This is a genomic window from Macrococcus equipercicus (genome assembly GCF_024205945.1).
In the GTDB taxonomy this organism is placed as follows: domain Bacteria; phylum Bacillota; class Bacilli; order Staphylococcales; family Staphylococcaceae; genus Macrococcus; species Macrococcus equipercicus.
Map to the genome: position 1 here is coordinate 869,467 of NZ_CP073809.1, position 25,429 is coordinate 894,895.

The 25,429-nt window shown below is 45.5% G+C and carries 22 protein-coding genes; all 22 read left to right on the forward strand.

What is annotated here, in order from left to right; genetic code table 11:
• Nucleotides 1-47 precede the first annotated feature (47 nt).
• The 22 genes from KFV11_RS04495 (at nucleotide 48) to cas1c (ending at nucleotide 25,421) form a co-directional block, all read left to right on the forward strand.
• Nucleotides 48-422: an Asp23/Gls24 family envelope stress response protein gene (locus tag KFV11_RS04495; protein WP_149458312.1), complete on the forward strand. Its 375-nt coding sequence runs from the start codon at nucleotides 48-50 to the stop codon at nucleotides 420-422.
• Nucleotides 423-436: 14 nt separating this feature from the next.
• Nucleotides 437-2,074 (forward strand): DAK2 domain-containing protein, encoded by a 1,638-nt coding sequence (locus KFV11_RS04500; RefSeq protein ID WP_254250451.1) that lies wholly within the window; start codon nucleotides 437-439, stop codon nucleotides 2,072-2,074.
• Nucleotides 2,075-2,340: 266 nt separating this feature from the next.
• Nucleotides 2,341-3,006 carry an L-serine ammonia-lyase, iron-sulfur-dependent subunit beta gene (gene sdaAB / locus KFV11_RS04505; RefSeq protein ID WP_149458314.1) on the forward strand — a complete coding sequence of 222 codons (666 nt, stop codon included), beginning with the start codon at nucleotides 2,341-2,343 and terminating at the stop codon, nucleotides 3,004-3,006.
• A 10-nt stretch (nucleotides 3,007-3,016) separates the two neighbouring features.
• The gene (gene sdaAA, locus KFV11_RS04510) at nucleotides 3,017-3,907 is read left to right on the forward strand and encodes an L-serine ammonia-lyase, iron-sulfur-dependent, subunit alpha (protein WP_254250452.1); all 891 of its coding nucleotides are present in this window, start codon (nucleotides 3,017-3,019) and stop codon (nucleotides 3,905-3,907) included.
• Complete coding sequence (gene recG / locus KFV11_RS04515; protein WP_149458316.1) at nucleotides 3,885-5,927, forward strand: ATP-dependent DNA helicase RecG; 2,043 nt, start codon at nucleotides 3,885-3,887, stop codon at nucleotides 5,925-5,927. The genes sdaAA and recG overlap by 23 nt, the downstream gene beginning before the upstream one ends.
• A 32-nt stretch (nucleotides 5,928-5,959) precedes the next feature.
• Nucleotides 5,960-6,577: a class A sortase gene (locus KFV11_RS04520; RefSeq protein WP_149458317.1), complete on the forward strand. Its 618-nt coding sequence runs from the start codon at nucleotides 5,960-5,962 to the stop codon at nucleotides 6,575-6,577.
• A 147-nt stretch (nucleotides 6,578-6,724) separates the two neighbouring features.
• On the forward strand, nucleotides 6,725-7,297 hold the full coding sequence (fapR, locus tag KFV11_RS04525) for a transcription factor FapR (protein ID WP_149458318.1): 573 nt from the start codon (nucleotides 6,725-6,727) through the stop codon (nucleotides 7,295-7,297).
• Nucleotides 7,290-8,273 carry a phosphate acyltransferase PlsX gene (gene plsX / locus KFV11_RS04530; RefSeq protein WP_149458319.1) on the forward strand — a complete coding sequence of 328 codons (984 nt, stop codon included), beginning with the start codon at nucleotides 7,290-7,292 and terminating at the stop codon, nucleotides 8,271-8,273. Before fapR ends, plsX begins: the two co-directional genes overlap by 8 nt.
• Entirely contained in the window at nucleotides 8,266-9,183 is a 918-nt protein-coding gene (gene fabD, locus KFV11_RS04535; RefSeq protein ID WP_254250453.1) for an ACP S-malonyltransferase, read from the forward strand. Before plsX ends, fabD begins: the two co-directional genes overlap by 8 nt.
• A complete protein-coding gene (fabG, locus tag KFV11_RS04540; protein WP_149458321.1) occupies nucleotides 9,180-9,914 on the forward strand; it encodes a 3-oxoacyl-[acyl-carrier-protein] reductase in 735 nt (244 codons plus the stop codon). Before fabD ends, fabG begins: the two co-directional genes overlap by 4 nt.
• Before the next feature lie 32 nt (nucleotides 9,915-9,946).
• Nucleotides 9,947-10,180 carry an acyl carrier protein gene (locus KFV11_RS04545; RefSeq protein ID WP_254250454.1) on the forward strand — a complete coding sequence of 78 codons (234 nt, stop codon included), beginning with the start codon at nucleotides 9,947-9,949 and terminating at the stop codon, nucleotides 10,178-10,180.
• A gap of 176 nt (nucleotides 10,181-10,356) precedes the next feature.
• The gene (rnc, locus tag KFV11_RS04550; RefSeq protein ID WP_149458323.1) at nucleotides 10,357-11,082 is read left to right on the forward strand and encodes a ribonuclease III; all 726 of its coding nucleotides are present in this window, start codon (nucleotides 10,357-10,359) and stop codon (nucleotides 11,080-11,082) included.
• Nucleotide 11,083: 1 nt separating this feature from the next.
• Nucleotides 11,084-14,638: a chromosome segregation protein SMC gene (gene smc / locus KFV11_RS04555; RefSeq protein ID WP_254250455.1), complete on the forward strand. Its 3,555-nt coding sequence runs from the start codon at nucleotides 11,084-11,086 to the stop codon at nucleotides 14,636-14,638.
• The gene (gene ftsY / locus KFV11_RS04560; protein WP_254250456.1) at nucleotides 14,635-15,849 is read left to right on the forward strand and encodes a signal recognition particle-docking protein FtsY; all 1,215 of its coding nucleotides are present in this window, start codon (nucleotides 14,635-14,637) and stop codon (nucleotides 15,847-15,849) included. The genes smc and ftsY overlap by 4 nt, the downstream gene beginning before the upstream one ends.
• Nucleotides 15,839-16,171, forward strand: a complete 333-nt coding sequence (locus tag KFV11_RS04565) for a putative DNA-binding protein (protein ID WP_211359959.1) — start codon at nucleotides 15,839-15,841, stop codon at nucleotides 16,169-16,171. The genes ftsY and KFV11_RS04565 overlap by 11 nt, the downstream gene beginning before the upstream one ends.
• Nucleotides 16,172-16,182: 11 nt before the next feature.
• Complete coding sequence (gene ffh, locus KFV11_RS04570; RefSeq protein ID WP_149458326.1) at nucleotides 16,183-17,535, forward strand: signal recognition particle protein; 1,353 nt, start codon at nucleotides 16,183-16,185, stop codon at nucleotides 17,533-17,535.
• 330 nt (nucleotides 17,536-17,865) lie between these two features.
• Nucleotides 17,866-20,268, forward strand: coding sequence for a CRISPR-associated helicase Cas3' (gene cas3, locus KFV11_RS04575; protein WP_254250457.1), 2,403 nt, complete (start codon nucleotides 17,866-17,868; stop codon nucleotides 20,266-20,268).
• Between the two features lie 11 nt (nucleotides 20,269-20,279).
• Entirely contained in the window at nucleotides 20,280-20,996 is a 717-nt protein-coding gene (cas5c, locus tag KFV11_RS04580; protein ID WP_254250458.1) for a type I-C CRISPR-associated protein Cas5c, read from the forward strand.
• Between the two features lie 10 nt (nucleotides 20,997-21,006).
• The gene (gene cas8c, locus KFV11_RS04585) at nucleotides 21,007-22,890 is read left to right on the forward strand and encodes a type I-C CRISPR-associated protein Cas8c/Csd1 (RefSeq protein ID WP_254250459.1); all 1,884 of its coding nucleotides are present in this window, start codon (nucleotides 21,007-21,009) and stop codon (nucleotides 22,888-22,890) included.
• Complete coding sequence (cas7c, locus tag KFV11_RS04590; RefSeq protein WP_254250460.1) at nucleotides 22,880-23,728, forward strand: type I-C CRISPR-associated protein Cas7/Csd2; 849 nt, start codon at nucleotides 22,880-22,882, stop codon at nucleotides 23,726-23,728. Before cas8c ends, cas7c begins: the two co-directional genes overlap by 11 nt.
• Before the next feature lie 2 nt (nucleotides 23,729-23,730).
• A complete protein-coding gene (gene cas4, locus KFV11_RS04595) occupies nucleotides 23,731-24,396 on the forward strand; it encodes a CRISPR-associated protein Cas4 (protein ID WP_254250461.1) in 666 nt (221 codons plus the stop codon).
• On the forward strand, nucleotides 24,393-25,421 hold the full coding sequence (gene cas1c, locus KFV11_RS04600) for a type I-C CRISPR-associated endonuclease Cas1c (protein WP_254250462.1): 1,029 nt from the start codon (nucleotides 24,393-24,395) through the stop codon (nucleotides 25,419-25,421). Before cas4 ends, cas1c begins: the two co-directional genes overlap by 4 nt.
• The last annotated feature ends 8 nt before the right edge of the window (nucleotides 25,422-25,429 follow it).

The window sequence follows — 25,429 nt, forward strand, 5'->3', positions numbered from 1 at the left end:
GAATATTGCGTATAATAACTTGATGAATGAAAATTAGGAGGGATCTCATGACTTTAGAAATTACAAATGAGTTCGGCAGTATTGATATTTCTAATGACGTCATTGCTACCATTGCCGGCGGTGCTGCTGTTGAATGCTACGGTATCATCGGGATGGCAAGCAAACATCAAGTGAGAGACGGAATTGCGGATATTTTAAGACGTGATAACTACTCTAAAGGGGTTATTGTCTCACAGAAAGACGATAAACTGGACGTAGACATGTATATCATTGTCGCTTACGGCACAAAGATTTCAGAAATCGCGAATAATGTGCAGTCTGCTGTTAAATATACGCTTGAAAAAGCATTAAACTTAAAAGTTAATTCAGTTAATATATATATACAAGGTGTACGTGTGATTAAACTGGACGAGGAAGAATAAGGAGGATCATTTGAATGAACAAGATTGATGGCAGGCTATTTGCTGAGATGATTTCAGCTGGAGCAAATAACTTATCTCAGAACGCAGAGTACGTGGATTCTCTGAACGTTTTTCCTGTGCCTGACGGTGATACAGGAACTAATATGAATTTGTCGATGACTTCCGGCGCAAAAGAAACAGCAGCGCATGTTGAAGCTCATATCGGCAATGTCGGCAAAGCATTTTCTAAAGGACTGCTCATGGGTGCACGCGGAAACTCCGGTGTCATTCTGTCACAGCTGTTTAGAGGCTTCTCTAAAGCAGTGGAGGAACAGGCGGACATCGAGGCGAAGAAATTTGCAAAGGCTTTTGATTCAGGTGTTAAAACAGCTTATAAAGCAGTGATGAAACCTGTGGAAGGGACGATTTTGACGGTCGCACGAGAAGCAGCCGCCCGCGGCATGGAAGTGGCTGACACAAGTGATGATGTCATTGAGATCATGGAAGCCATCGTCGAAGCAGGCAATATTTCTCTGAAGAATACACCTGAACTACTACCTGTACTGAAGGAAGTCGGTGTCGTCGACAGCGGCGGCCAAGGGCTGATGTATGTGTATGAAGGCTTTCTTGCAGCGATGAAAGGTGAAGCTATTGCACCGCCGCAGGCCAAAGTGGATGAGTCGTTTGTCAATGACGACCATGACTTCGGTGATGTCGTGAAAACAGAAGACATTGTCCCTGGCTTCTGTACAGAGTTCATGGTGCGCTTTAAGCCGGGCAAAAAGCCGTTCAATGAAGATGCGTTCAGAAATGACATGGCTGAGTTCGGAGATTCTCTGCTTGTCATTTCAGATGATGAAATCGTAAAAACACATGTCCACTCAGAAACACCGGGAGAAGCGCTGACATATGGCAGCCAGTACGGTGAGATCATCAAGATCAAAGTGGAGAACATGCGTGAGCAGCATAGAGAAGTACTGCGTAAACGTGGAATTAAGCAGTCAGCGACAAAAGAAGTGGAAAAAGCGGTCATCACGATTTCAATGGGTGACGGTATTACGAAGCTCTTTGAGTCTATCGGTGCCACACACGTCATCAGCGGCGGTCAGACGATGAATCCATCGACAGAAGATATCGTCAAAGTCATCGAAGCTTCTAAATGTCAGGAAGCCATCATTCTGCCGAATAACAAAAATATCATCATGGCAGCAGAACAGGCAGCTTCCGTCGTCTCAATTCCGGTCGCGGTCATTCCGTCCAAGACGATTCCGCAAGGTATGACGGCTATGCTGTCCTATATGCCGGATGCTGAACTTGAAGCTAACAAGGAGCAGATGACTGAAGCGCTGAAACATGTGAAGTCCGGCTCTGTCACTTATGCAGTACGAGATACGTCAATTGACGGCGTGGAAATTAAAAAGGGTGCATTCATGGGTCTGTTTGAAAGCAAGATTAAAGTATCGGATGTGAGTCAGCAGAAAGTATGTACTGAGCTGCTTGCTGCGATGATCGATGACGACAGCGAGATCGTTACCATCTTTAAAGGTGCTGATGCTGCCGACGAAGACGTCGATGCACTGGTCGCGCATCTTGAGGAGCAGTATGAAGATATCGAAGTGGAAGTGCAGGACGGCAGACAGCCGATCTACAGTTTCATGTTTGCAGTAGAATAATTGAAGACATGTCTTCTTTCTGGAGCGAGTAGAGAAGCATGAATCGTTACAAAGCTTACTATAAGTAAGCTTTTTTATGTTTTTATGAGGCTTTAACCCGTTCAAGTTGAAGTGGTGCAGGAAAGATGGTAGGCTACTTATGGCGAAAATATTAATTTTCCTGAAAACGCTATCTTTTTGCGGCTGTCAGTGAATGGTCAGCCAGCATTTAATAGTCAAATGGTGGTATAATCATCATATTAAAAGGTTTAAAGGGGTAGGTAGCAATGAAATATAGAAGTGTATTCGATATTATTGGCCCGGTAATGGTCGGTCCGTCTTCTTCACATACAGCAGGGGCCGTGAGAATCGGTCTTGTCGCACGTGATTTATTCGGCGGGACACCGAAGCAGGCGGATATTTATTTATATGGTTCATTTATGGAGACTTACAGAGGACACGGCACAGATGTCGCGTTAGTCGGCGGACTGATGGGATTTGATACAGATGATTCCCGTATTCCTCAGGCGCTGAACATTGCGAAGGAACAGGGCATGGTTGTCTCATTCATCGAGATGAGTGAGGAGAAGAGTCATCCGAACACTGCCGTCATTCATATGTCAGACGGCGATAAAGAACTGACGATCGAAGGGATATCCATCGGCGGCGGTAAAATCGAAATTGTCGCGTTAAACGGCTTCCCTATTGCCATATCAGGCAACTATCCGACACTGCTTGTCTTTCACCAGGACACGTTCGGCTCTATTGCGAGCGTGACACAGATTTTAGGCAGACATCAGATCAACGTCGGTCAGATGCAGGTGTCCCGTAAAGAGAAAGGCGACATCGCGTTAATGACGTGTGAACTGGATGATCAGATCACTGAAGAGGTTTTAAATGAAATAAGAGCTTGTCAGGGGATACAGACAGTAACCTTGATGGAAGAGTCATAAGGAGGACATGATGTTTAAAAGTGTAGCAGAACTCGTAACGATTTGCGAAACAGAGAACAAAAAAATATATGAAGTGATGATCGAGCAGGAGATGGCAGTCTCTAAACGCTCTTATGAAGATATATACAAAGGAATGGAACGCAACCTGGAGGTCATGGAGCAGGCGGTTGAACGCGGACTGAACGGCGTGCAGAGTCCGACAGGTCTGACAGGCATGGATGCCGTTAAAATGCGTGAATATATTGAGAAAGGCAACATGTTAAGCGGTGAGCTGCTGCTTGATGCAGTTGCGAAAGCAGTCGCGACAAACGAAGTGAATGCTGCGATGGGCTTAATCTGTGCGACACCGACAGCCGGCTCTGCAGGGGTGGTACCGGGCACGTTGTTCGCCGTGAAAAATAAACTCAAGGCGACTCGAGAAGATATGGTGAACTTCCTGTTCACAACAGGCGCATTCGGCTTTGTCGTAGCGAACAATGCTTCTATTTCCGGTGCTGCCGGCGGCTGTCAGGCGGAAGTCGGCTCGGCTGCTGCGATGGCTGCAGCGGCGATCGTAGAAATGGCGGGCGGTTCACCGAAACAATCTGCTCATGCATTTGCCATCTGCATGAAAAATATGCTCGGTCTAGTATGCGACCCGGTTGCAGGACTCGTTGAAGTGCCATGTGTTAAACGTAATGCAGCCGGTGCTTCCAATGCCATCGTCTCAGCAGATATGGCGCTTGCAGGCATCGAAAGTCGTATTCCGACTGATGAAGTCATTGAAGCGATGTACAAAATCGGTCAGACGATGCCGAGTGCACTGCGTGAAACAGGACGCGGCGGCCTGGCGGGCACTAAGACAGGACAGGAAATGAAAGAAAGAATTTTCGGTTCCAATGCACAACCAACATTTAATTGAGTCTGAATGTCCATTAACAGAATTAAAAGGTGTCGGCCCGCAGACGGTGCTCAAGCTGAATGATCTCGGCATCCATTCGCTGACTGATATCGTGCTGCATCTGCCGTATCGCTATGAGGACGAATCCATTGTCGATATCAACACGGCGGCGGACGGCGAGAAAATAACGGTGGCGGGGGAAGTATATAGTTCTCCGCAACTGAGTTATTTTGGCAGAAGCCGCTCGAAAACAGCCTTTCACATGCTGGTGAACCAAGTGGCGGTCAGAGTCGAGTTTTTTAACCAGCCGTACATCAAGCATCAAGTCGTGCTCGGCGAGACAGTGACCGTCACCGGTAAATGGCAGCGGTCCAAGCAGATCATTCAAGGCAGCAAATTTTCAGCGACAGTGACTGACAGCTCGGACAAAGCGCTTGTGCCGCAGTACAGCTTGAAAGGTCAGCTGAAGCCGAAGCAGTTCCAGAAGTTAGTGGCACAGGCGTTATCGCTCACTGACATCACGCCAATGATTCCTGATGACCTCGCAGCGAAGTATAAGCTGTGGGATTTAAAGCAGGCGGTCGAAACACTGCATTTTCCGGCGGATGATTCCAGCCTGAAGCAGGCGAAACGAACGTTTGCTTTTTGCGAACTGTTTTTATTTCAGCTGAAGATGAGAATGCTGAATATGAAGGAGCATCAGACCGGTCTTGCGGTCGGTATCAATTATGATATAGACGCAGTCAAGGCGTTCATTGAGACGCTGCCGTTTGAACTGACTGAAGCGCAGAAGAAGAGCGTCAATGAAATATTCCGGGACATCAAACTGCCGCTGCGCATGAACCGTCTGCTGCAGGGAGACGTCGGTTCCGGTAAAACAGTGGTGGCTGCGATTGCCATGTATGCCCTTATGACAGCCGGCTATCAGAGTGCGCTCATGGTACCGACAGAGATTCTCGCGGAACAGCATGCAGAAAGTCTTGCAGCTCTCTACAAAGACAGCTGCCGTATCGCCCTGCTGACGAGTTCAGTCAAGGGCAGAAAGCGGCGTCTCCTGCTTGAACAGCTGGCAGCAGGAGAGATCGACATGATTGTCGGTACGCATGCCCTCATCCAGGACGAAGTACGGTTCAACCGGTTAGGACTGGTCATCACGGATGAGCAGCACCGCTTCGGCGTCAATCAGCGGAAACGACTGCGCGAAAAAGGCGAAGAGGCGAACGTGCTCTTTATGACGGCGACACCGATACCAAGAACACTGGCGATCTCTGTGTTCGGAGAAATGGACGTCACGACAATCCGTGAGATGCCAAAAGGCCGTAAACCGATTATCACGTCATGGGCGAAACATGAGGAGATGCCGATTATTTATCAGAGGACGGCAGACGAACTGAAGAAAGGCAGACAGGCCTATGTTATCTGCCCGCTCATAGAAGCATCCGAGAAACTGGATGTGCAGAACACCGTCGCTGTCTACGAGGAGTTCTGCCGCCAGTTCGGTGCGGAGCGGGTCGGCCTGCTGCACGGCCGCATGTCGTCAGAAGAGAAAGATGCGGTGATGGAGCGGTTCAGCAGACACGAGATATCAATTTTAGTGTCGACGACCGTCGTTGAAGTCGGGGTCAATGTGCCGAATGCCACGATGATGATCATTATAGATGCTGAGCGGTTCGGTCTGTCGACACTGCATCAGCTGCGCGGCCGCGTCGGGCGGAGCGATCAGCAGAGTTACTGCCTATTAATCAGCAACCCGTCAACAGAGACCGGAATTGAGCGGATGCAGATCATGTGTCAGACGACTGATGGCTTTGTCCTCAGTGAGAAAGACCTTGAGATGCGCGGCCCCGGCGACTTTTTCGGCGTGAAGCAGAGCGGGCTGCCGGATTTTAAAGTCGCAGATATTGTTGAAGATTACCGCATGCTTGAAGTGGCGCGTGACGAAGCAGCGGCAATGATCTTAAGCGGTGCGATTGATAGACCTGAAAACAGCGGCCTGAAAAATCGGCTGCAGCTGGAACTGAACACGCTGGAGATTGATTAAGCGGGCTGATGCTGAAATGGAGGAGAAAACTGATGAGAGGATTACGGGCACTCGGCGTGCTATTTATAATGGCAGCTCTTGTGCTGTTTTTCTGGCAGAATATCCGGGCTTACTTCACGGATAGAGTGAACCATCAAGTGATTACTTCCTTTGAACAGCAGGACAAAGCGCCTGAAGTCAATCCACTCGAGCGGTGGATCACTCAGACAGACCCGGAAAAAGTGACGCTGAAGAAGAACATGCTCGGCTATTTAGAAATACCGGCAGCGGGCATTAACGAGCCGCTGCTGAAAGGACCGGCGACACAGGCTAACTTAGAGAATGGTGTCACGCTTGTAGAGAAGGATGAACAGTTATCTGAACAGAATATCGCCATTGCAGGCCACCGGGTCGAAGGAGCAGGCATCAGGTTCAATTATCTCGGCCGCGCCAACAAGGGGGATAAAGTCATCCTCGTGACAAAGGGCGGAAAGAAAGTGTATGAGATTTATGACAGTTATAAGGTCAATCCGTCACAAGTGTCCGTGCTGAATGAACATCCGGGCAGACCGCAGGAGCTGACTTTGATTACATGTGATTCCTATAACCCTGACACGCTGCTCTTTGAAGAGCGGCTCATCGTCAAGGCACGTATTGTGAGAGGTGCTTAACAGCTGCTGGAGTGAACGACTGACTCCGGCGGTTTTTTTGTGCGGCAGAGTGTAGAACTACAGTCTGTAAATGTTTGCACAAACTTTAGAAGTTGTTTATACTAAGTACAAGTATTAGTACCAACTACTAAGACAGGACTTGAAGATATGAAAAAATTAACGAAGGCTGAACGCCAGCAGCAGCTGCAGACCATATTGAATGACAACCCTTTTCTGACCGATGAGGCGCTTAGTCAGACGTTCAATGTCAGCATCCAGACAATCCGGCTGGATCGACTTGAGAAGAACATTCCTGAGCTGCGTGAACGTATTAAAGATGTTGCCTGTCAGAACAGGGATGAAGTGAAGGCGCTGCCGATTGATGAAGTCATCGGTGAGATTGTTGAACTGCAGCTGGATAAAGTGGCGATCTCTATTCTTGATATCCAGGATGAGCATGTGTTCCACCGCAATAAGATTGCCCGCGGTCATTTCCTGTTTGCTCAGGCCAACTCACTTTGTGTGGCGCTGATGGATGATGAATTCGCCTTGACGGCAAAGAGTGAGGTCAAGTTTGTCAGTCCGGTCAAGCTCGGTGAACGGGTCATCACGAAAGCACTGCTTGTCGAGAAGAAAAACAACAGGGCGGTCATCGAAGTGGTCAGCACAGTCAAGCAGCGTATGGTATTTACAGGTAAGTTTGAAATGTATTATGTGAGTGAAGGTGAAAATAATGATTAAAATTGCGGTTGATATGATGGGTGGAGACAATGCTCCGGATGTTGTGCTTGACGGCGTTAAAATGCTGCTCGATGAATACGATGACGTCGAAATCCAGCTCTTCGGTGACCAGGAGAAATACCGCCTGCAGCATGAACGTATTCAGTTCCAGCATTGTACAGAAGTGATCGATATGGAGGATGAACCGGTCCGCGCCATCAGACGCAAAAAAGATTCTTCTATGGTCCGCATGGCAGAAGCAGTGAAATACGGTGAAGCGGATGCCTGTGTATCGGCGGGAAATACGGGGGCGCTCATGTCATCCGGCCTGTTTATCGTCGGCCGGCTGCCGGGCGTGGAAAGACCGGCACTTGCGCTGACGCTGCCGACTGTAGATGACAGCGGATTCATCCTGCTTGATATGGGGGCCAATGCCGACGCCAAGCCGGAGCACCTTGAGCAGTATGCGGTCATGGGCAATGTTTATGCCAAAGCAATCCGCAAAATAGAGCGGCCGACGATCGGTCTGCTGAATATCGGCACAGAGGATAAAAAAGGGAACATGCTGACACGTGAAGCCTTCACACTGCTGAAGGCGCAGGACCCGTTGAACTTCATCGGCAACGTTGAGGCGAAGGATTTATTGTTCAGTGCAGCTGACGTCGTTGTGACAGACGGTTTCACCGGCAATATGGTGCTTAAGTCACTGGAAGGTACAGCGAACAGTATCTTCACCATGCTGAAACAGCAGCTGACGAAAAACATGAAGAACAAACTGGCAGCAGGTGTGCTGAAAAAAGATATGAATCTTATTAAAGACAAAATGGACTATTCGGAGTACGGCGGCGCTATATTATTCGGCTTGAATGGGATCGTCATTAAAGCACACGGCTCATCCAACGCCAGAGCGATTTTCAATGCACTCCGCCAGGCGAAGGAAACAGTAGAAATGAATGTGTTAGAAACTATGAAACGAGAGGTTGTCCGAAATGACTAAACGCGCACTGCTCTTTCCCGGTCAGGGAGCCCAGAAGCTTGGGATGGCGAAAGATATATACGATGAACTGGAGAGCGGCCGGGCATTTCTTGACCAGCTGAACGCTGCACTTAACTTTGATGTGCTTGAGCTCATGTTCAATGATGAAGCACAGCTTGGTCTGACCCAGTATACCCAGCCGGCCATTGTCAGCCATAGCACGGCTGTCCTGAATGAACTGACAATCGATTATGACTATACTGTCGGTCACAGCTTAGGCGAATATGCAGCGCTTGTCGCAAGCGGCGTGCTGACTGCGGAAGATGCCGTCAAGATTGTTGCTAAACGCGGTGAACTGATGGCGACGGCCTTTCCGAAAGGCACCGGCTCCATGGCTGCGGTACTCGGCTTGACAGTGGAGGAAGTGACGGCTATCTGCGAACAGCTGTCTACACCGGAACTGAAAGTGGAACCGGCCAACTTGAACTGTCCGGGTCAGATTGTTGTCTCTGGGCATCAGGAAAAAATTGATGCGTTCGTGCGGGACGGTAAGTCGCTCGGCGCAAAACGTGTCCTGCCGCTTAATGTCTCAGGACCATTCCATTCATCGATGATGGAATGCATCGCTGAGGAGTTTCAAGCCTTTTTAGAGACGTTCACATTTAATGATGCGGTAGTACCGGTCGTTCAGAATACGACCGCACGGCCTGTGACCGATAAAGACGAAATTAAGCAGCAGCTGATCAAACAGCTGTATTCACCCGTCCGCTTTGAAGAATCAATCCGTTATTTAATCGAGCAGGGTGTCACTGAATTTGTAGAAGTAGGACCGAACAAAGTATTGAGCGGTCTCATCAAAAAAATCGACCGGAATGTCACGCTCACAGCGCTCGGCACGGTTGAAGAAATTAAAGGGTGGAATGCACAATGACAACAGCATTAGTAACCGGCGCGTCAAGAGGAATCGGCAAAGCCATTGCACTGCAGCTCGCAAAAGATGGCTTTGACGTCGTAGTCAACTATGCCGGCAGTAAAGAAAAAGCGGAGCAGGTCGTAGACGAAATCAAGGCGCTCGGCCGTGAAGCAGTTGCCGTTCAGGCGAATGTTGCCGTCAAAGAAGAAGTGGCGGCCATGGTCAAAGAAACGATTGAGAAGTTCGGGACGATTGACTGCGTTGTGAACAATGCAGGGATTACGCGCGACAATTTGATGATGCGCATGAAGCAGGACGAGTGGAGTGACGTCATCGACACTAACCTGACAGGCGTCTTCAACGTCGTGCAGGGTGTCACTCGTCAGCTGCTGAAGCAGAGAAGCGGTACCATCATCAATATCAGCAGCGTCGTCGGCACTATCGGCAATGCCGGACAGGCGAACTATGTCGCAGCGAAAGCCGGTGTAGAAGGACTGACAAAGACCTTTGCACGTGAACTGGCATCCCGTCACATTACAGTGAACGCGATCGCACCGGGTTTTATCGTCTCTGATATGACAGACCAGCTGAACGAGGACATCCAGTCAGCGATGAAAACCCAGATTCCGCTCGGAACATTCGGCCAAGTAGAAGATGTGGCATATGCGGCTAGCTTTTTAGCGTCTGATAAGGCAAAATATATAACAGGGCAGACTCTGCACGTCAACGGCGGCATGGTCATGAACTAATAGCACCGCAATCATTTGAAGGAGGTGAGATTGTGGAAAACTTCGATAAAGTAAAAGAAATCATCGTCGACCGTCTAGGTGTTGATGCTGAAAAAGTAACTCCTGAAGCGTCTTTCAAAGATGATTTAGGTGCTGATTCTTTGGACATCGCAGAATTAGTAATGGAATTAGAAGATGAATTCGGTATGGAGATTCCTGATGAGGAAGCAGAAAAAATCAACACTGTTGGTGACGCTGTATCATACATCGAATCATTAAATAAATAATCGACCAGCGATTTTTACGTCTTGAGAGCTTCCCCCGTGAAGACTGCAAGGCGTTTTTTTAGTTCGCTGAATGATAATCGGCGGTTTACTAGGAAGCATCAACTGATTTAGCCATTTTTTCTTTTTTTTCATGCAGGAATGACGTAAAATAAAGGGATAATAAAAGGAGGTAGCATATGAGTAAGAAACAAGCGATATTAAAAGATTTTCACAGCCGGCTGGCGCTGAAAATGACTGAGCTGAATATTAAGCCGGATAATTTAAAACTGTATGAACAGGCATTTTCTCATTCAAGCTTCATCAATGATTTCAAGATGGAGAAGCTGAAAGATAATGAACGTCTCGAATTCCTCGGTGATGCGGTGTTAGAATTGGTGGTTTCTCAATATTTATTCCGAGAACATAGCGATATGTCAGAGGGTAAGCTGACGAAATTAAGAGCAGCTATTGTCTGTGAGCCATCACTTGTAACATTCGCGAATAAACTTGAATTTTCCCGGCTGATTCTACTCGGTAAAGGTGAGGAGAAGACAGGGGGCAGAAATCGTCCGTCACTGATCGCGGATGTCTTTGAAGCGTTCATCGGAGCGCTGTTTCTTGACCTCGGGTTTGAGGCAGCGGTCAAGTTTGCGGATCTTGCGATCATCCCGCATATCAATGAGGAGCTGCTGGCAGGAATTTTAGATCATAAGACATTTCTGCAGGAATATCTTCATCAGCAGGGGCTGGGGCAGATTGTCTATCGTCTTGTAGAAGAAAACGGCCCGGCGCATCACAAGGAGTTCACTTCAGAAGTGGTGCTCGATACAAAGGTGATCGGCCGCGGTACGGGGCGTACGAAGAAAGAGTCAGAGCAGCAGGCAGCACGCATTGCGCTCGAAACGATTCAGTTAGGAGTATAGCATGGTGTATTTGAAAGGGGTTACGGCCTATGGCTTTAAATCATTCGCTGATAAGACTCATGTGACATTCGGCCGCGGAGTCACGGCGATTGTCGGGCCGAACGGTTCAGGTAAAAGTAATATTACAGATGCCATCCGCTGGGTGCTCGGGGAGCAGTCAGCCAGAAACCTGCGGGGTGCGCGCATGGAAGATGTCATCTTTTCAGGGGCTGAGAACCGGCAGCCGCTGAACTACGCGGAAGTGACGCTGAAGCTTGACGAGGCAGGTCAGCTGATTGACGGCGCGGCGGAGATTGAAGTGACGCGCCGGCTGTATCGCTCAGGAGAGAGTGAATATTTTCTGAATCATAATAAAGTCCGGCTGAAAGATATCACGGAGCTGTTTTTGGATACAGGTCTCGGTAAAGAAGCGTTCAGTATCATCTCACAGGGCAAAGTGGACGAAATATTGAATGCGAAGCCGGAAGACCGCCGGCAGTTGATCGAGGAAGCGGCCGGCGTCCTGAAGTACAAGAAGCGCAAAAAAGAGACGGAGTCAAAGCTCAGCGAGACGGTGGGCAACTTAGCACGCGTCAACGATATTATCTTTGACCTGGAAGGCCGCGTGGAGCCGCTGAAGATGGAGGCGGCGATTGCGCTGGAATACCAGGAGCTGCTGCAGGAGATGAAAGATGCCGACATCCAGGTCACGGTGTTTGACATCACTCAGTTGAAGACTCACTACAGCCGGCTTGAGCAGGAAATCAAAGAGTACGAAGAAATGATTTTAATCAAGCAGGACAAAGTGACACGGCTTGAGCAGCAGATCGGACAGGCAGCCGCTGACAAATCACTGGCGGCAGCCGAACTTGACAAGCTGACAGCGCGGCTGCTCGAGCTGACGGAGACAATAGAGCGGACGCAAGGACAGTATCACCTGTTGGCAGAGAAGAAAGAGAACCATGCCGCCTCAACAGCACGGCTGCAGCGCGAACTGACGAGACTGTCAGCAGAAAGCAGAGAAGCCCGGCAGCGTCATGATGACAGCATCAAAACCATTGACGAAGCTAAGCAGGCAGTCAAACAGCTGCGGGCAGAAGAACGCGCACTTGAACAGAAGCTGACGGCGCTGAACAGTGACGTCGACCAGCTCGTGGAAGAGGTGCGTGGTAATTACTACGAGACGTTAAGCGAGCAGACGGCGAATAAAAATGAGCTTAAACTGATCGAGCGGCAGCTGGAACAGCTGGCTGGTTATTTTGCGAGCCACAAGGTGGACGCGGCGGACCGTGACAATTACGAGCAGGCTGATAAAGCACATCGAATGAAGCAGCAGCAGCTCACTGAGCTCGAGCAGCAGTTAACCGCTGCCCGCGAAGCGTATAAGCAGGAAGCGCTCAAAGTCAGCAGTCTGAATCAGACGTATAAGACAGAAGAAGAAAACTTATTTAAAGCTTACCGTTACATCGAGCAGCTGACATCAAAACATGAGAGCATTGTCGCTATGCAGGCGGAATTCCAGGGCTATTTCCAAGGTGTACGGGCTGTCTTGAAAGATGGCTCATTACCCGGCATTCACGGCGCTGTGGCAGGGCTGATTGATATTGACGCTCTGTATCAGACGGCGCTCGATATTGCGCTCGGCGGCCAGCTGCAGAGCATTATTACAGAAGATGAGGACAGCGCCCGCACAGCGATTGCAGCGCTCAAGAAGAAGAAAGCAGGAAGAGCGACATTTCTGCCGCTGACAACTATCAAGAAGCGGGAACTGCCGGAGTCAGTCAAACTTCAGTTGACAGAGCAGGCAGGCTTTGTCGGTGTGCTGTCAGACCTCATCACAACAGACAGGCGCTATCAGGCAGTGATCCAGAACTTGACCGGCCTGACTATTATCGCCGATACACTCCCGCACGCTAACCAGCTGGCACGCATCGTCAACTATAAGTACCGCATCGTGACACTTGACGGCAATGTGGTGAATCCGGGCGGCTCGATGACCGGCGGCAGTCTGAATCAGCCGTCGCTGCTGCTGAAGCAGAAAGAAGAAGAACGAGCACTCGCCCTTAAAATCAGCACATACAAGACATCGGCGACAGCACTTGAGGCGAAAGTCGCCGCACTGAAAGAAGAACTGGCAGAAGCGGAACATTATGGCCATACATTAAGAGCGCGCGGGGAAGCACTGGCGGAAGATCGCCAGGAGAAAATGCTTGAACTGACGCAGCATGAGCAGAAGCTCGCGCAGCTGCAACGTGCGAATGAGGCGTTCGCTGAACTCGCAGACCGCCGTCAGGAGCATACAGAGCTTAAAGAGCAGGCGGCTGACCTCAGACAGCGCGTGTCACGCCGCGAGGAAGAGCTGGCACACATTCAGCAGCAGCTGGAAGACTATACGGTATTCCGCACTGACAGCAGAACGCTCGAAAAAGAAGTCAGTGCCGAACTGAATGATCTGAGAAGCCGCCGCATCATCCAGCAGGAACGGCTGAAGTATCAGGAGGAGCAGTCCGCGCAGATTCAGCAGCAGCAGACGCAGCTCGAGCAGCAGACGCTTGAACTGACTGCACAGAACGCGCTGACGTCAGTGGAAGAGATGACCGCTAAAATCAGTGAGCTGTCAACGACACTTGCTGATATGCAGCACGACCGCACGACTGTCCAGCAGCAGCTGGAAACATGGAGGTCAGAACTACAGGCGCAGGAAGACAGCCTGAGTCAGGCCCGGCACCATTACAATGAAGGGATGCGGCAGATCAGCGGCCTTGAGAACGGCATCGGCGAAATGAAAGCCCGCTACTCAAGAATTGATGTGCAGCTTGAGAACTTGATCTATCACCTGCTGGAAGACTATCATATGACATATGAAGCGGCGGCAGCTGATTATACGGACGATAGCGACATCGATGCGCTGAGAAAACGCGTCAAGCTGACGAAGGCATCGATTGAAGAACTGGGACCGGTCAACATCGGTGCCATCAAGCAGTATGAGGAAGTGAAAGAACGCTATGACTTCCTGACTGAGCAGGAAAACGATCTGCTGGCAGCGAAAGCGACACTCGAAACAGTCATCAAGGAGATGGACAGTGAAGTGATGACACGCTTCACGGAGACATTCAAGCAGGTGCAGCAGCATTTCAATGTGGTGTTCAGTGAGCTGTTCGGCGGCGGCATCGGTGAGTTGACATTAAACAGCGATGACCTCTTAACAGCAGGCGTTGACATGACAGTGGAGCTGCCCGGCAAGAAACGGCAGCAGCTGACACTGCTGTCAGGTGGTGAGCGGGCGTTGACTGCTGTTGCCCTGCTGTTTGCCATTCTGAAAGTAAGAAGTGCGCCGTTTGTCATACTTGATGAAGTGGAGGCGGCGCTCGACGAGGCGAACGTCGTCCGTTTCGGCAGTTACTTGCAGACATTGAGCGACGACACACAATTTATTGTCATCACGCACAGAAAAGGTACAATGGAAGCAGCGGATAGACTTTACGGCGTCACGATGCAGAACTCCGGCATCACTCAGTTAGTCAGTGTCAATTTAAATGAACTGGACCATAATAAAGTTAAGGAGCTGACACAATGAGTTTTTTTAAACGATTAAAAGATAGATTTGTAGCACCAGAAGAAGAACAGGAACAGTTACAGCCTTTAGATGAACCCGTTCCAGCCGATGAACCCGTTCCAGCCGATGAACCCGTTCCAGCAGAACCAGTCAAGCCGAAGAAAAAGGCGGACGACTGGGACTTCAGCTTTGATGACGAAGATTTAATGTCCATCGAAGAATTCGAGGAGCTGGAAGCGCAGCAGATCGGTGCGAAGTTCCGTCAAGGACTGGAAAAATCCCGTGAGAATTTCCAGAACAGACTGAATGACTTATTAGCGCACTACCGGACAGTCGATGAAGATTTCTTTGAAGCACTGGAAGAAATGCTGATCCAGGCGGACGTCGGCTTCAACACGGTGATGGAGCTGGTCGAATCATTAAGGTTTGAAGCCAAGCGTCAAAATATTACTGAAACAGCTGACCTCCGTGAAGTCATTGTTGAGAAAATTGTGGAAATTTATGAGCAGGAAGACGATGAGCTGCAGGCGATGAATATTCAGGAAGATGGTCTGACGGTCATCCTGATGGTCGGTGTCAACGGTGTCGGTAAGACGACGACTATCGGTAAGCTTGCACACCGCTACAGACAGCAGGGCAAGACAGTCATGCTGGCAGCAGGTGACACGTTCCGTGCAGGAGCGATTGAACAGCTGCAGATCTGGGGCGACCGCGTCGGCGTGGAAGTCGTGAAGCAGAGCGAAGGATCAGATCCGGCCGCAGTCATGTTTGATGCAGTCAATGCCGCGAAAGCGAAGAAAGTCGATATATTGATCTGTGATACAGCAGGCCGGCTGCAGAATAAAGCGAACTTGATGAATGAGCTGCAGAAAGTGAAGAAAGTCATCTCAAAATCTGTGCCGGGTGCACCGCATGAAGTGCTGCTGGCATTAGATGCGACGACTGGACAGAATGCACTTGTGCAGGCGAAGGCCTTCAAAGAAGTGACTGACGTCACAGGTATCGTGCTGACGAAGCTTGACGGTACAGCTAAAGGAGGTATCGTCCTTGCGATCCGTAACGAACTGCACATCCCTGTGAAGTTTGTCGGACTTGGTGAGAAGCTGGATGACCTGCAGCCGTTTGACGCAGAAAGCTATGTCTACGGCTTGTTCGCAGATATGATTGAAGCGAGCGGTGTTGAATCTGACACAGCGGACGACACAGAAACGACTGATCCTCATGCAGGATGATCTGAACAAAACGATGCGGATGAACTATCTCTTTGATTTCTACCAGGGGCTGCTGACCGATAAGCAGCGCAACTATTTAGAGCGCTATTATCTGGAAGATGAGTCACTGTCAGAAATCGCAGAGACATTTCAAGTGTCCCGTCAGGCGGTTTATGATAATATAAGACGGACTGACGAACTGCTTGAGGATTATGAGCAGAAGCTCGGGCTACTGAAGAAGTTTGAACAACGTAAAGCACTGCTGGATGATATGAAAGCAAGCTTAACACAGCAGGACACAGCGCTGCTGAAGCTGATAGAACAAATAGAATCGATTGAATAGAGGTGTGTCATATGGCATTTGAAGGATTATCAGAACGACTGCAGGCAACGATGCAGAAGATCAGAGGTAAAGGTAAAGTAACAGAAGCAGATATTAAAGTGATGATGCGTGAAGTCAGACTTGCACTGCTTGAAGCCGACGTCAACTTTAAAGTCGTCAAGCAGTTCGTCGCGACTGTATCAGAACGCGCGCTTGGCAGCGATGTCATGACATCATTGACGCCGGGCCAGCAGGTCATCAAGATCGTCCAGGATGAATTAACACAGCTCATGGGCGGAGAGAATACAGCCATCAACATGAGCAAAAAGCCGCCGACTGTCGTCATGATGGTCGGTCTGCAAGGGGCAGGTAAAACAACCACTGCCGGTAAACTTGCCCTCCTGATGCGGAAGAAATTCAACAAAAGACCGCTGCTTGTCGCGTGTGATATATATCGTCCCGCTGCGATTCAGCAGCTGCAGACAGTCGGTAAGCAGATCGACATCCCGGTGTTCACATTAGGAGACCAGGTGAAACCTGATGAAATCACGCGTCAGGCACTGCAGCACGCAAGAGAAGAACATTATGACTTCGTCATCATCGATACTGCAGGCCGGCTGCATATCGATGAAGCGCTGATGAATGAACTGGTTGATGTGAAAGAAGTCTCAAAACCGGATGAAATCATGCTTGTCGTCGATGCCATGACCGGTCAGGATGCAGTGAACGTGGCAGAGAGCTTCGATACACAGCTTGATGTGACAGGTGTCACGCTGACGAAACTTGACGGTGACACACGTGGTGGTGCAGCACTGTCCATCCGCAGCGTGACACAGAAACCGATCAAATTCGTCGGTATGAGCGAGAAGATGGACGGACTTGAGCCGTTCCATCCTGAGCGCATGGCGTCCCGTATACTCGGCATGGGTGACGTCTTAAGCTTCATCGAGAAAGCACAGGCGTCAGTCGATGAATCAAAAGCGAAGGAACTGGAACAGAAGATGAAGACATCATCATTCACGTTCGATGACTTCCTGGAGCAGCTGGATCAGGTCAAAGCGCTTGGACCGCTGGATGATCTGCTGAAGATGATACCAGGCGCCAACAAGATGAAAGGCGTCAATCAGCTGAACATGAATCCGAAGCAGATCGATCATGTGCAGGCGATCATCCGTTCCATGACGAAAGCAGAGCGTGAGAATCCGGCGATCATCAACGTCTCAAGAAAGCGCAGAATTGCGGCCGGCTCAGGTAGAAGCATGAGCGAAGTGAACCGTCTGATCAAGCAGTTCGACGAGATGAAGAAGATGATGAAGCAGTTCTCAGGCATGAAAAAAGGCAAAAAAGGCAGAAACCCGTTCCAGGGAATGAACCTGCCGTTTTAATATGACAAACAACCGCTGAACAATACGTTCAGCGGTTTTTTTACGGGAAAATAGATTTGTGGACCAAATCTGAAGAAAAAATGGTCCACATTTCGATTTGTGGACCATTTTTTATGGGAAAACAAAATTATCGTAACAGTGGGTTAATTTTGATTATTTTCACAGCTATTAATCAAATAAAAGATAAGCTTATCTTCAATTTATATTTTTTTAAAAAATTTTTATTTTAATATTGAGAAAATTTAGAATAGATATTAAAATTTAAAATAAAATGATACAATTTTTGATATAAGTTTTTAAAAAAGTAATTAAACTTTTGAGGAGTTACTTATGAAAATATTAGCTCATAGAGATGAAATAAGTAATCGAACACAAACTTTAGATGCACATTTGCTGAATGTTGCTGATAAAGCAGCTGAGGATGGGAAAAAACTTGGTTTAAGTAAGTCGTTATTTATATTAGGTATTCTTCATGATGCAGGGAAAGCAGATCGCATATTTCAGTTTAAAATTAAAGAAAAGCCTGCTCTTCATGTCAATCACTCTTCTGCCGGAGCAAAATACTTTATGTCATATATTGAGCATCATCCTGATGTGTGGCCGGACCCCAGTGATCTGGAATTATTTCAAGAATATTTGGATGTTATGCTTTATGTGATTACAAGTCACCATGGATTATATGATATTTGGAGGCCGGATAGTGCTAAAAACTTTCTGGATGAGCGAATAAGTTATGCGGAGATTGAAAAGAATGTATACCACTATTCAGAAGATGTCGTTCCATATATTGAACAGCTGTTAGCCGATAATCAGATTGATTTAACAGTAAAGTTGAAGGAATCATTTTTAGAATACAGGACGTTCAGTAAACGTTTAACAGTACACGATAAAACTGAGCAGAATTTTTACAGCGGTCTTAAAATGAGATTGTTGTTGTCCTGCTTAAAAAATGCGGATATTGAAGATACAGTAAATGCCTACTTTAAATTCATGGAACCATTAAATAATGAGGACGTCGCTGCAAAGAAAGATAAATATCTAGAGGCCGTTGAAAAACATTATAAGTCTTTTGGAACTCCTGCATCTGATATTAATAAAATACGTAGTGCGCTATCTCAGGAAGCAAAGAAAAGAGGCCGTTCTGACACCCACGGTATCTATCAGCTTAATTTGCCCACCGGTGCAGGTAAAACATTGACGTGTCTGAGATATGGCATGCAGCAGTTGGTTGAAAAAGAGATGGACCGGTTTTTTTATATAACACCTTTTCTGTCTGTGCTGGAACAGAATGCACAGGAAATCAAAAGTATACTTGATGATAGACATATCGTTGAGCATCACTCAAATATGGTGCGTCCCGATGATTGTGAGGATGATTCAGCTGAAGAGATACTCCAGCAATATTTAATGGACACCTGGACCAGTCCTATAGTTTTAAGTACGATGGTCCAGTTTTTTCAGACATTGTTTGGAGGGAAGGCTAACAATATAAGGCGATTTTCTTCTTTAGCTCACTCTGTCATTGTTCTTGATGAAGTACAATCGCTACCTGTTGAAACCCTTCATTTATTCAACATGACATTGAACTTTCTGTCAGATGCCATGCAAGCTAACGTGATTTTATGTACTGCAACCCAGCCGGTATATGATTCGCAGTATATTACTCATAAAATCAACTATCAGCGTGAAAACCTGAAGGAAATAGTGAAACTCAAGGAAAATGAAAGGAGAGTATTTGAACGTACAACAGTAAGAAATTTAAACAATGGAGAATTCGTGGATGAATATTCAATTGCTGACTATATCAATAACTATTCTGATGACAGCATTCTTGTCATATTGAATACAAAAAAAGCAGTAAGAAAAGTGGTTGATTTAGTAGGAGACTTGGATAGACCACTCTATTATTTATCGACCAATTTATGTCCTAAGCACCGTCAGACTATTATACAGCGGATAAGAAAGGAGCTTCAGGATGACCAGCCAGTCGTCTGTATCAGTACGCAGTTAATTGAAGCGGGCGTTGACGTGGATTTTAAACGTCTGATCAGGTCATATGCAGGTATAGACTCCATAGTACAAGCAATAGGCAGGTGTAACAGGAATGGTCACTTCAAAACTGGATATGTGGAACTGGCTCGGACGACTCCTGAATTTGAAAATATCGATGTCAGTACATTGAGATCCATCAAAGATAAAGCGGATGTCACAGCCCGTCTCATCGCGCGCCAACAGAAGGAAATTGATGTCGTTAACTTAAATGATGAGTTCTACGAATATTATTATGCTGATCATCAGTCATTGATGGACTATCCATTAGGAAAAGACGCGAGTAATGGTGTCTCATTACTCTCAACGAATGACGATGTATATAGAGCCGGCCAATCAAGACTGAACGGTTTAAAACAATCCTTTAAAAGTGGGGCCTCCAAAATCAGATTAATCGATAATCAAACGACAGGGGTGATTGTCTATTACGAAGATAGCAAAGAGTTGATTGAGCAGTTAATCATGGCAATCAATGGTTATGAGGCATCGTATGAGCATGAGATTCTTAGAAGTATAAAGTCTCTTTTAGAACAATTACAGCCATACACCGTTAATATATATGACTTTCATTCTATTCAAGATAAAGTGATGTCATATATGAATGATCAGATTTACATACTCGCTGATAGTTTTTATGACCAGCGTTTAGGCGTTATAGAAATAAGTGATGACTTTATTTTATAGGGGGATATATAGTGGAATTTCAATCGAAACCTTTTTATTTCAGGGTGAAAGGTGATTATGCATTATGGACTTCAGTGGAATCAAAAGGAGGGGGCGAACGTTTTACCTACTCTGTCCCCACCCGCCAAGGTTTGCATGGAATAGCTGATGCTATTTATTTTAAACCGACATTTACTAATGTCATCGATGAAGTAAAAGTAATAAACCCTATTATGACAGAGACTAAAGGTATTAGAGCCATGGTAGGGAAAGGAGGTGCAGATCTCAATTATGTTACGTATCTTGAAGACGTTGAGTATTTAGTGAAATTTCATTTTATATGGAATAAAAATAGAACTGATTTAACATATGACCGCAATGAAAAGAAACATGAAGCTATCATGGAACGTGCTCTTCTTAAAGGTGGACGGCGAGATACATTTTTAGGAACACGAGAATGTGTAGCCTATGTGGAACTGATTGATGAAGACGTCTATCTCCATAGTGAAAGTTTCTATCATAACCAGAATATTTCATTTGGGATTATGTTTCATTCATTTTCGTATCCAAGTACCCCTGGCGAGCCACTAGAGTCCTATTTTAGTCATACTGTGATGAATGACGGTATCATTAAATACAAAAAGCAGGAGGATTGTGAATTCAAAAATAAACTGTCCAATTATTCAATTAAACCGCCTAAAGAAATTAAATCAGCAGATGAAGAACTGAAAGAATACGATATAAAATAGAGGTGAATTTATGAGCTTTACTACAGCATTGCTTAAAGCCTATGAGACAGCGGAAGACTTAAATATCGTTGACAAGTATGATGAATTCACGACTGTCCTGCTCCCATTATTTCACAGCAGTATGAAATCAAATAATAAAAATATCATCTGCATATACATGAATTCAGAAGGACAGTTTGAGAAAGCGGAATATCTGCCGGATAAACAAGTGATTATCTTCCCGGTAACAGAGCAATCAGTATCACGTTCTGGTTCTAACCCACCACCACACCCTGTGTCTGATAAGCTGCAGTATATAATACCGGTTTACTTAGACAAGCACGAAAACTACTTAAGAGAGCTCAATCAGTTCTATGGCTCAGCAGAAACTAATGACAGTAAAAAATTCCTTCGAAGCATATTGCAACTTCTTCAGGATGGTGAGCTGCTTAATAAAATAGTGAAAGATCTTTATCCTGGTCAGGATGTCACAATCAATGAGATGACAGTGAGTTATCGAGATGAAAAGGATAAAAAGATAAGTGTTGATTTATCCAGTGTATTTGTAACTTTTGCTGTGACAGATTTTAATAAGCATCAAACAGCGACAGTATCCAATCTGAAGTCTCTGCATGACGACTATATTCAGTACTTCAATCAAAAAATAGAACCGAACGGAATATGTAATATTAGCGGAGAATCCGATTATATCACTCAAAAACATCGTGGGCTGCTAGGTAATGCAAAGTTAATATCTGTGAGCAATAACAAAGAAACATACGCTGGAAGATTTAAAGAAAAAACTGATATTGTCCGCATCGGTTATCGGTCATCAGAGAAAATCCATCTCATGCTGAAGTATTTGCTTGAGAATCCGAATAGCCAGGCATGGCTGAGTGAACAGCAATATTTAGTCAATTGGTTTTCCGACGATATTTCAAATGATCGTCAAGTCAATCTCACCAAAAATAGCAATGAGTTTTTCACTTTTTTAAACAGTCTGAATGATGCTCCGATAAAAAATAGTCCTGTCATGCAGCATAATAAGCAGATTAAGCAAGCTTTCAAACGAGGAGACTTATCAATAAAGGAAACAGAAAACTATTATATCGCTATTATTGATAAGGCGAGTAATGGCCGTATTTCTCTGAAATATTTCAGAGAGCTCTCTGTATCAAAGCTATTAGAGAATCTGCAGAAATGGCAGCATGAAAATGCGTGGTGGAGATATAAAAAAGAGCTGAATAAAAGTGTATTAGAAACTCCGAGTCTCTATCAGTTAATCGATACAATAATGGGTGTAGAAAGAGACGGCAATATTGTACTTAGCAATGATAATTACAGGAAGATGCAAATAAGAGATTTAGTCACATGCATCGTTGAAGGTAAGACTTTGCCGAACCAATATTTCTTGAAAGCAGACCTTAACTGCAGAAATAGGCTCAGCTACCCTGATACATGGAATCAAATGTTGTTTACAGCATTAGCGGTACTCAATAATAAAAAGGAGGCTTTTAACGAAATGCTTGATAGAGACAATAATAATCGTTCTTATTTGTTCGGCCGTCTACTCGCAGTATACGAAAGGATGGAAGCGGCTACTTTTGACAAAGAATCAAAAAGAACGACTAACGCCGAAAAATTCTGGACATCTTATACAAATAACCCTGCCACAATGATGAATACACTTGAAAACAAGGTTAAAAGTTATGAGTATAAATTACAGCATACTCAGCCTGGTATTTATAATACATTGCAAAGAGAAAAAAACGATATTATTAACAAACTGCATGACAACAGTTTTAATAATATGAACAGTAAGTTAGATTATGAATTTATTTTCGGTTATTATGCTGAAATTAAAGATATATTCACTAAAAAAACAGATGTGGGGGAAAAGAATAATGATCAATAACAAAGTGGATTTTATTGTGACAGTGGTGGTTAATAACGCGAATCCGAATGGAGATCCTCTGGCAGGCAATATGCCGCGTACAGATTCAAAGGGGTTCGGTGAAATCAGTGATGTCTGTATCAAGCGAAAGATACGTAACAGAATGCAGGATCAGGGCTATGATATATTTGTGAAATCAAGAGACCGCATTGATGATTCTTATAATTCTCTGGAGGAAAGATATAATAAAACACTTGATAACAGTAAGACAGATGAACTCATAGAGAAAGAAGCCAATGAAAAATGGTTGGATGTCCGCTCATTTGGTCAAGTCATTACATACGGAAAAAGATCAATCGGTATTCGCGGACCAGTCTCTATCAGTATCGCTAAATCGCTTGATCCTATTGAAACAACTTCGATGCAGATTACAAGAAGTACCAATGGTATGCAGCCAAAAGGAGATAAAACACGGTCATCAGATACAATGGGAACAAAGCATTTTGTCGAATTCGGAACTTATATCATTTACGGGGCAGTCAACAGTTTTTATGCTGAAAAGACAGGGTTCAATGAAGAAGACCTTGCGGTGATAAAAGAATCGCTGCGGACATTGTTTGTTAATGATTCATCTTCAGCCAGACCAGAAGGGTCAATGGAAGTTAAGGAAATATTCTGGTTTACACACTCTTCAAAAGTAGGGGACATTTCAAGCGCAAAGATTAAATCTTTACTTACTTATAATGAAGACGATGCCATGAAAACACATTATAAAGATTACGGCATCACCCTCAATGAAGAAAAACTGAGTGAATACAAAGCAATGGGCTTACAGGTAGACCATTTCGAAGGTATGTAGAAGTGTACGAAGAAGATGACTATTTAATGTTAAGTGGTATACAGCACTTTTACTTCTGCAGGAGGCAATGGAGTCTCATACATGTCGAACAGCAGTGGCAGGATAACCGCTGGACTGCTGAAGGTCAGATTGTTCATGAAAAGGCAGATAACCCTTACATCAAAGAGAAGCGCAAAAACCACTTTCTTTCGAGAGCGATGCCGGTGTCTTCACCTTCATTAGGGCTCGCCGGCATTCTTGATGTAGTGGAATTCTCCAAAAATGAAACTGGTATCTCAGTCGAAGGGAAAAAAGGTAAGTGGCAGCCGACTATTGTAGAATTCAAGCGGGGAAAAGAGAAAAAAGATAATCGTGATATTGTACAGTTAGTAGCTCAAGCCATGTGTCTGGAAGAGACCCTTGATATACAGGTTCCGTATGCCTATCTATATTATCATCAGACCAATAAGAAAGTGAAGATAAGCATATCGGATGAGCTGAAACATGAAGTGCATGATCTAACTGAGCAAATGCATGAAATTTATAATCAAAGGATAACCACAGAAGCGGAGTTTCATAAAAACTGTAAGGAATGTTCACTGATAGATATCTGTATGCCGAGATTAACTAAAAAAAGAGTCAATATCAATAGTTATATGTATAACCATTTATATGAGGATTTAATATGAGAAAATTACTCAATACTTTATACATTACTAATGAAAATTATTATCTGTCCAGAGATCGTGAAAATGTAGTCATTAAAGAGGACTCAAAAGTAATAAAAAGATTTCCTATTCATATAATAGAAGGCATAGTTTGTTTTAATTATATCGGTGCCAGCCCTTCGCTCATTCAACTGGCAAATGAAAATAACATTTCATTGACATTCCTGACACCTACCGGAAGATTTTGCGGTAAGTTTATCGGCACAACAAATGGCAATGTGATTCTCAGGCGTGAACAATATCGCATAGCTGATGATGAAGAGCGGTCCTTACAATTAGCCAAAAGGTGTATAGAAGCTAAGATTATCAACAGTCGCAAAGTCTTACTCCGTACATTACGCGATCATAGGGAAAAAGTAAACGTCGCTCGTTTGACTGTTGCAACAGAATATTTAAAGAAACAATTAGTATTGTGTCAGGAAGTTAATAATAAAGATAGTTTAAGAGGTATAGAAGGTGATACTGCACGCATGTACTTTCAATGTTTTGACGATATTATTCTGTATCAGAAAGAAGATTTTGTCTTTGTGGCACGCAGCAGACGCCCACCGTTAAATAGAGTCAATGCCATTCTTTCATATCTATATAGCCTGCTGACTTATGAAGTTCAATCAGCCCTTGAAACAGTCGGACTAGATAGCTATGTCGGTTTTTTTCACACTGATAGACCCGGACGGGCCAGCTTAGCGCTTGATATGATTGAGGAATTAAGACCGTATCTTGTCGACAGATTTGTAGTGACTTTAATTAACAGAAAGCAGATTGGAAGCGAAGATTTTGAAGTTAAAGAAAATGGGGCAGTTCTTTTAAATAAAAAGGGACGAGATAAAGTACTGACATTATGGCAAAAAAGAAAGCAGACAGAAATCATTCATCCTTTTATCAATGAAAAAATGTCCGTAGGTCTTATACCATATGTGCAGGCTCAATTACTGAGCAGACATATACGCGGTGATTTAGAAAGCTATCCACCATTTCTATCATAAGGAGTTTA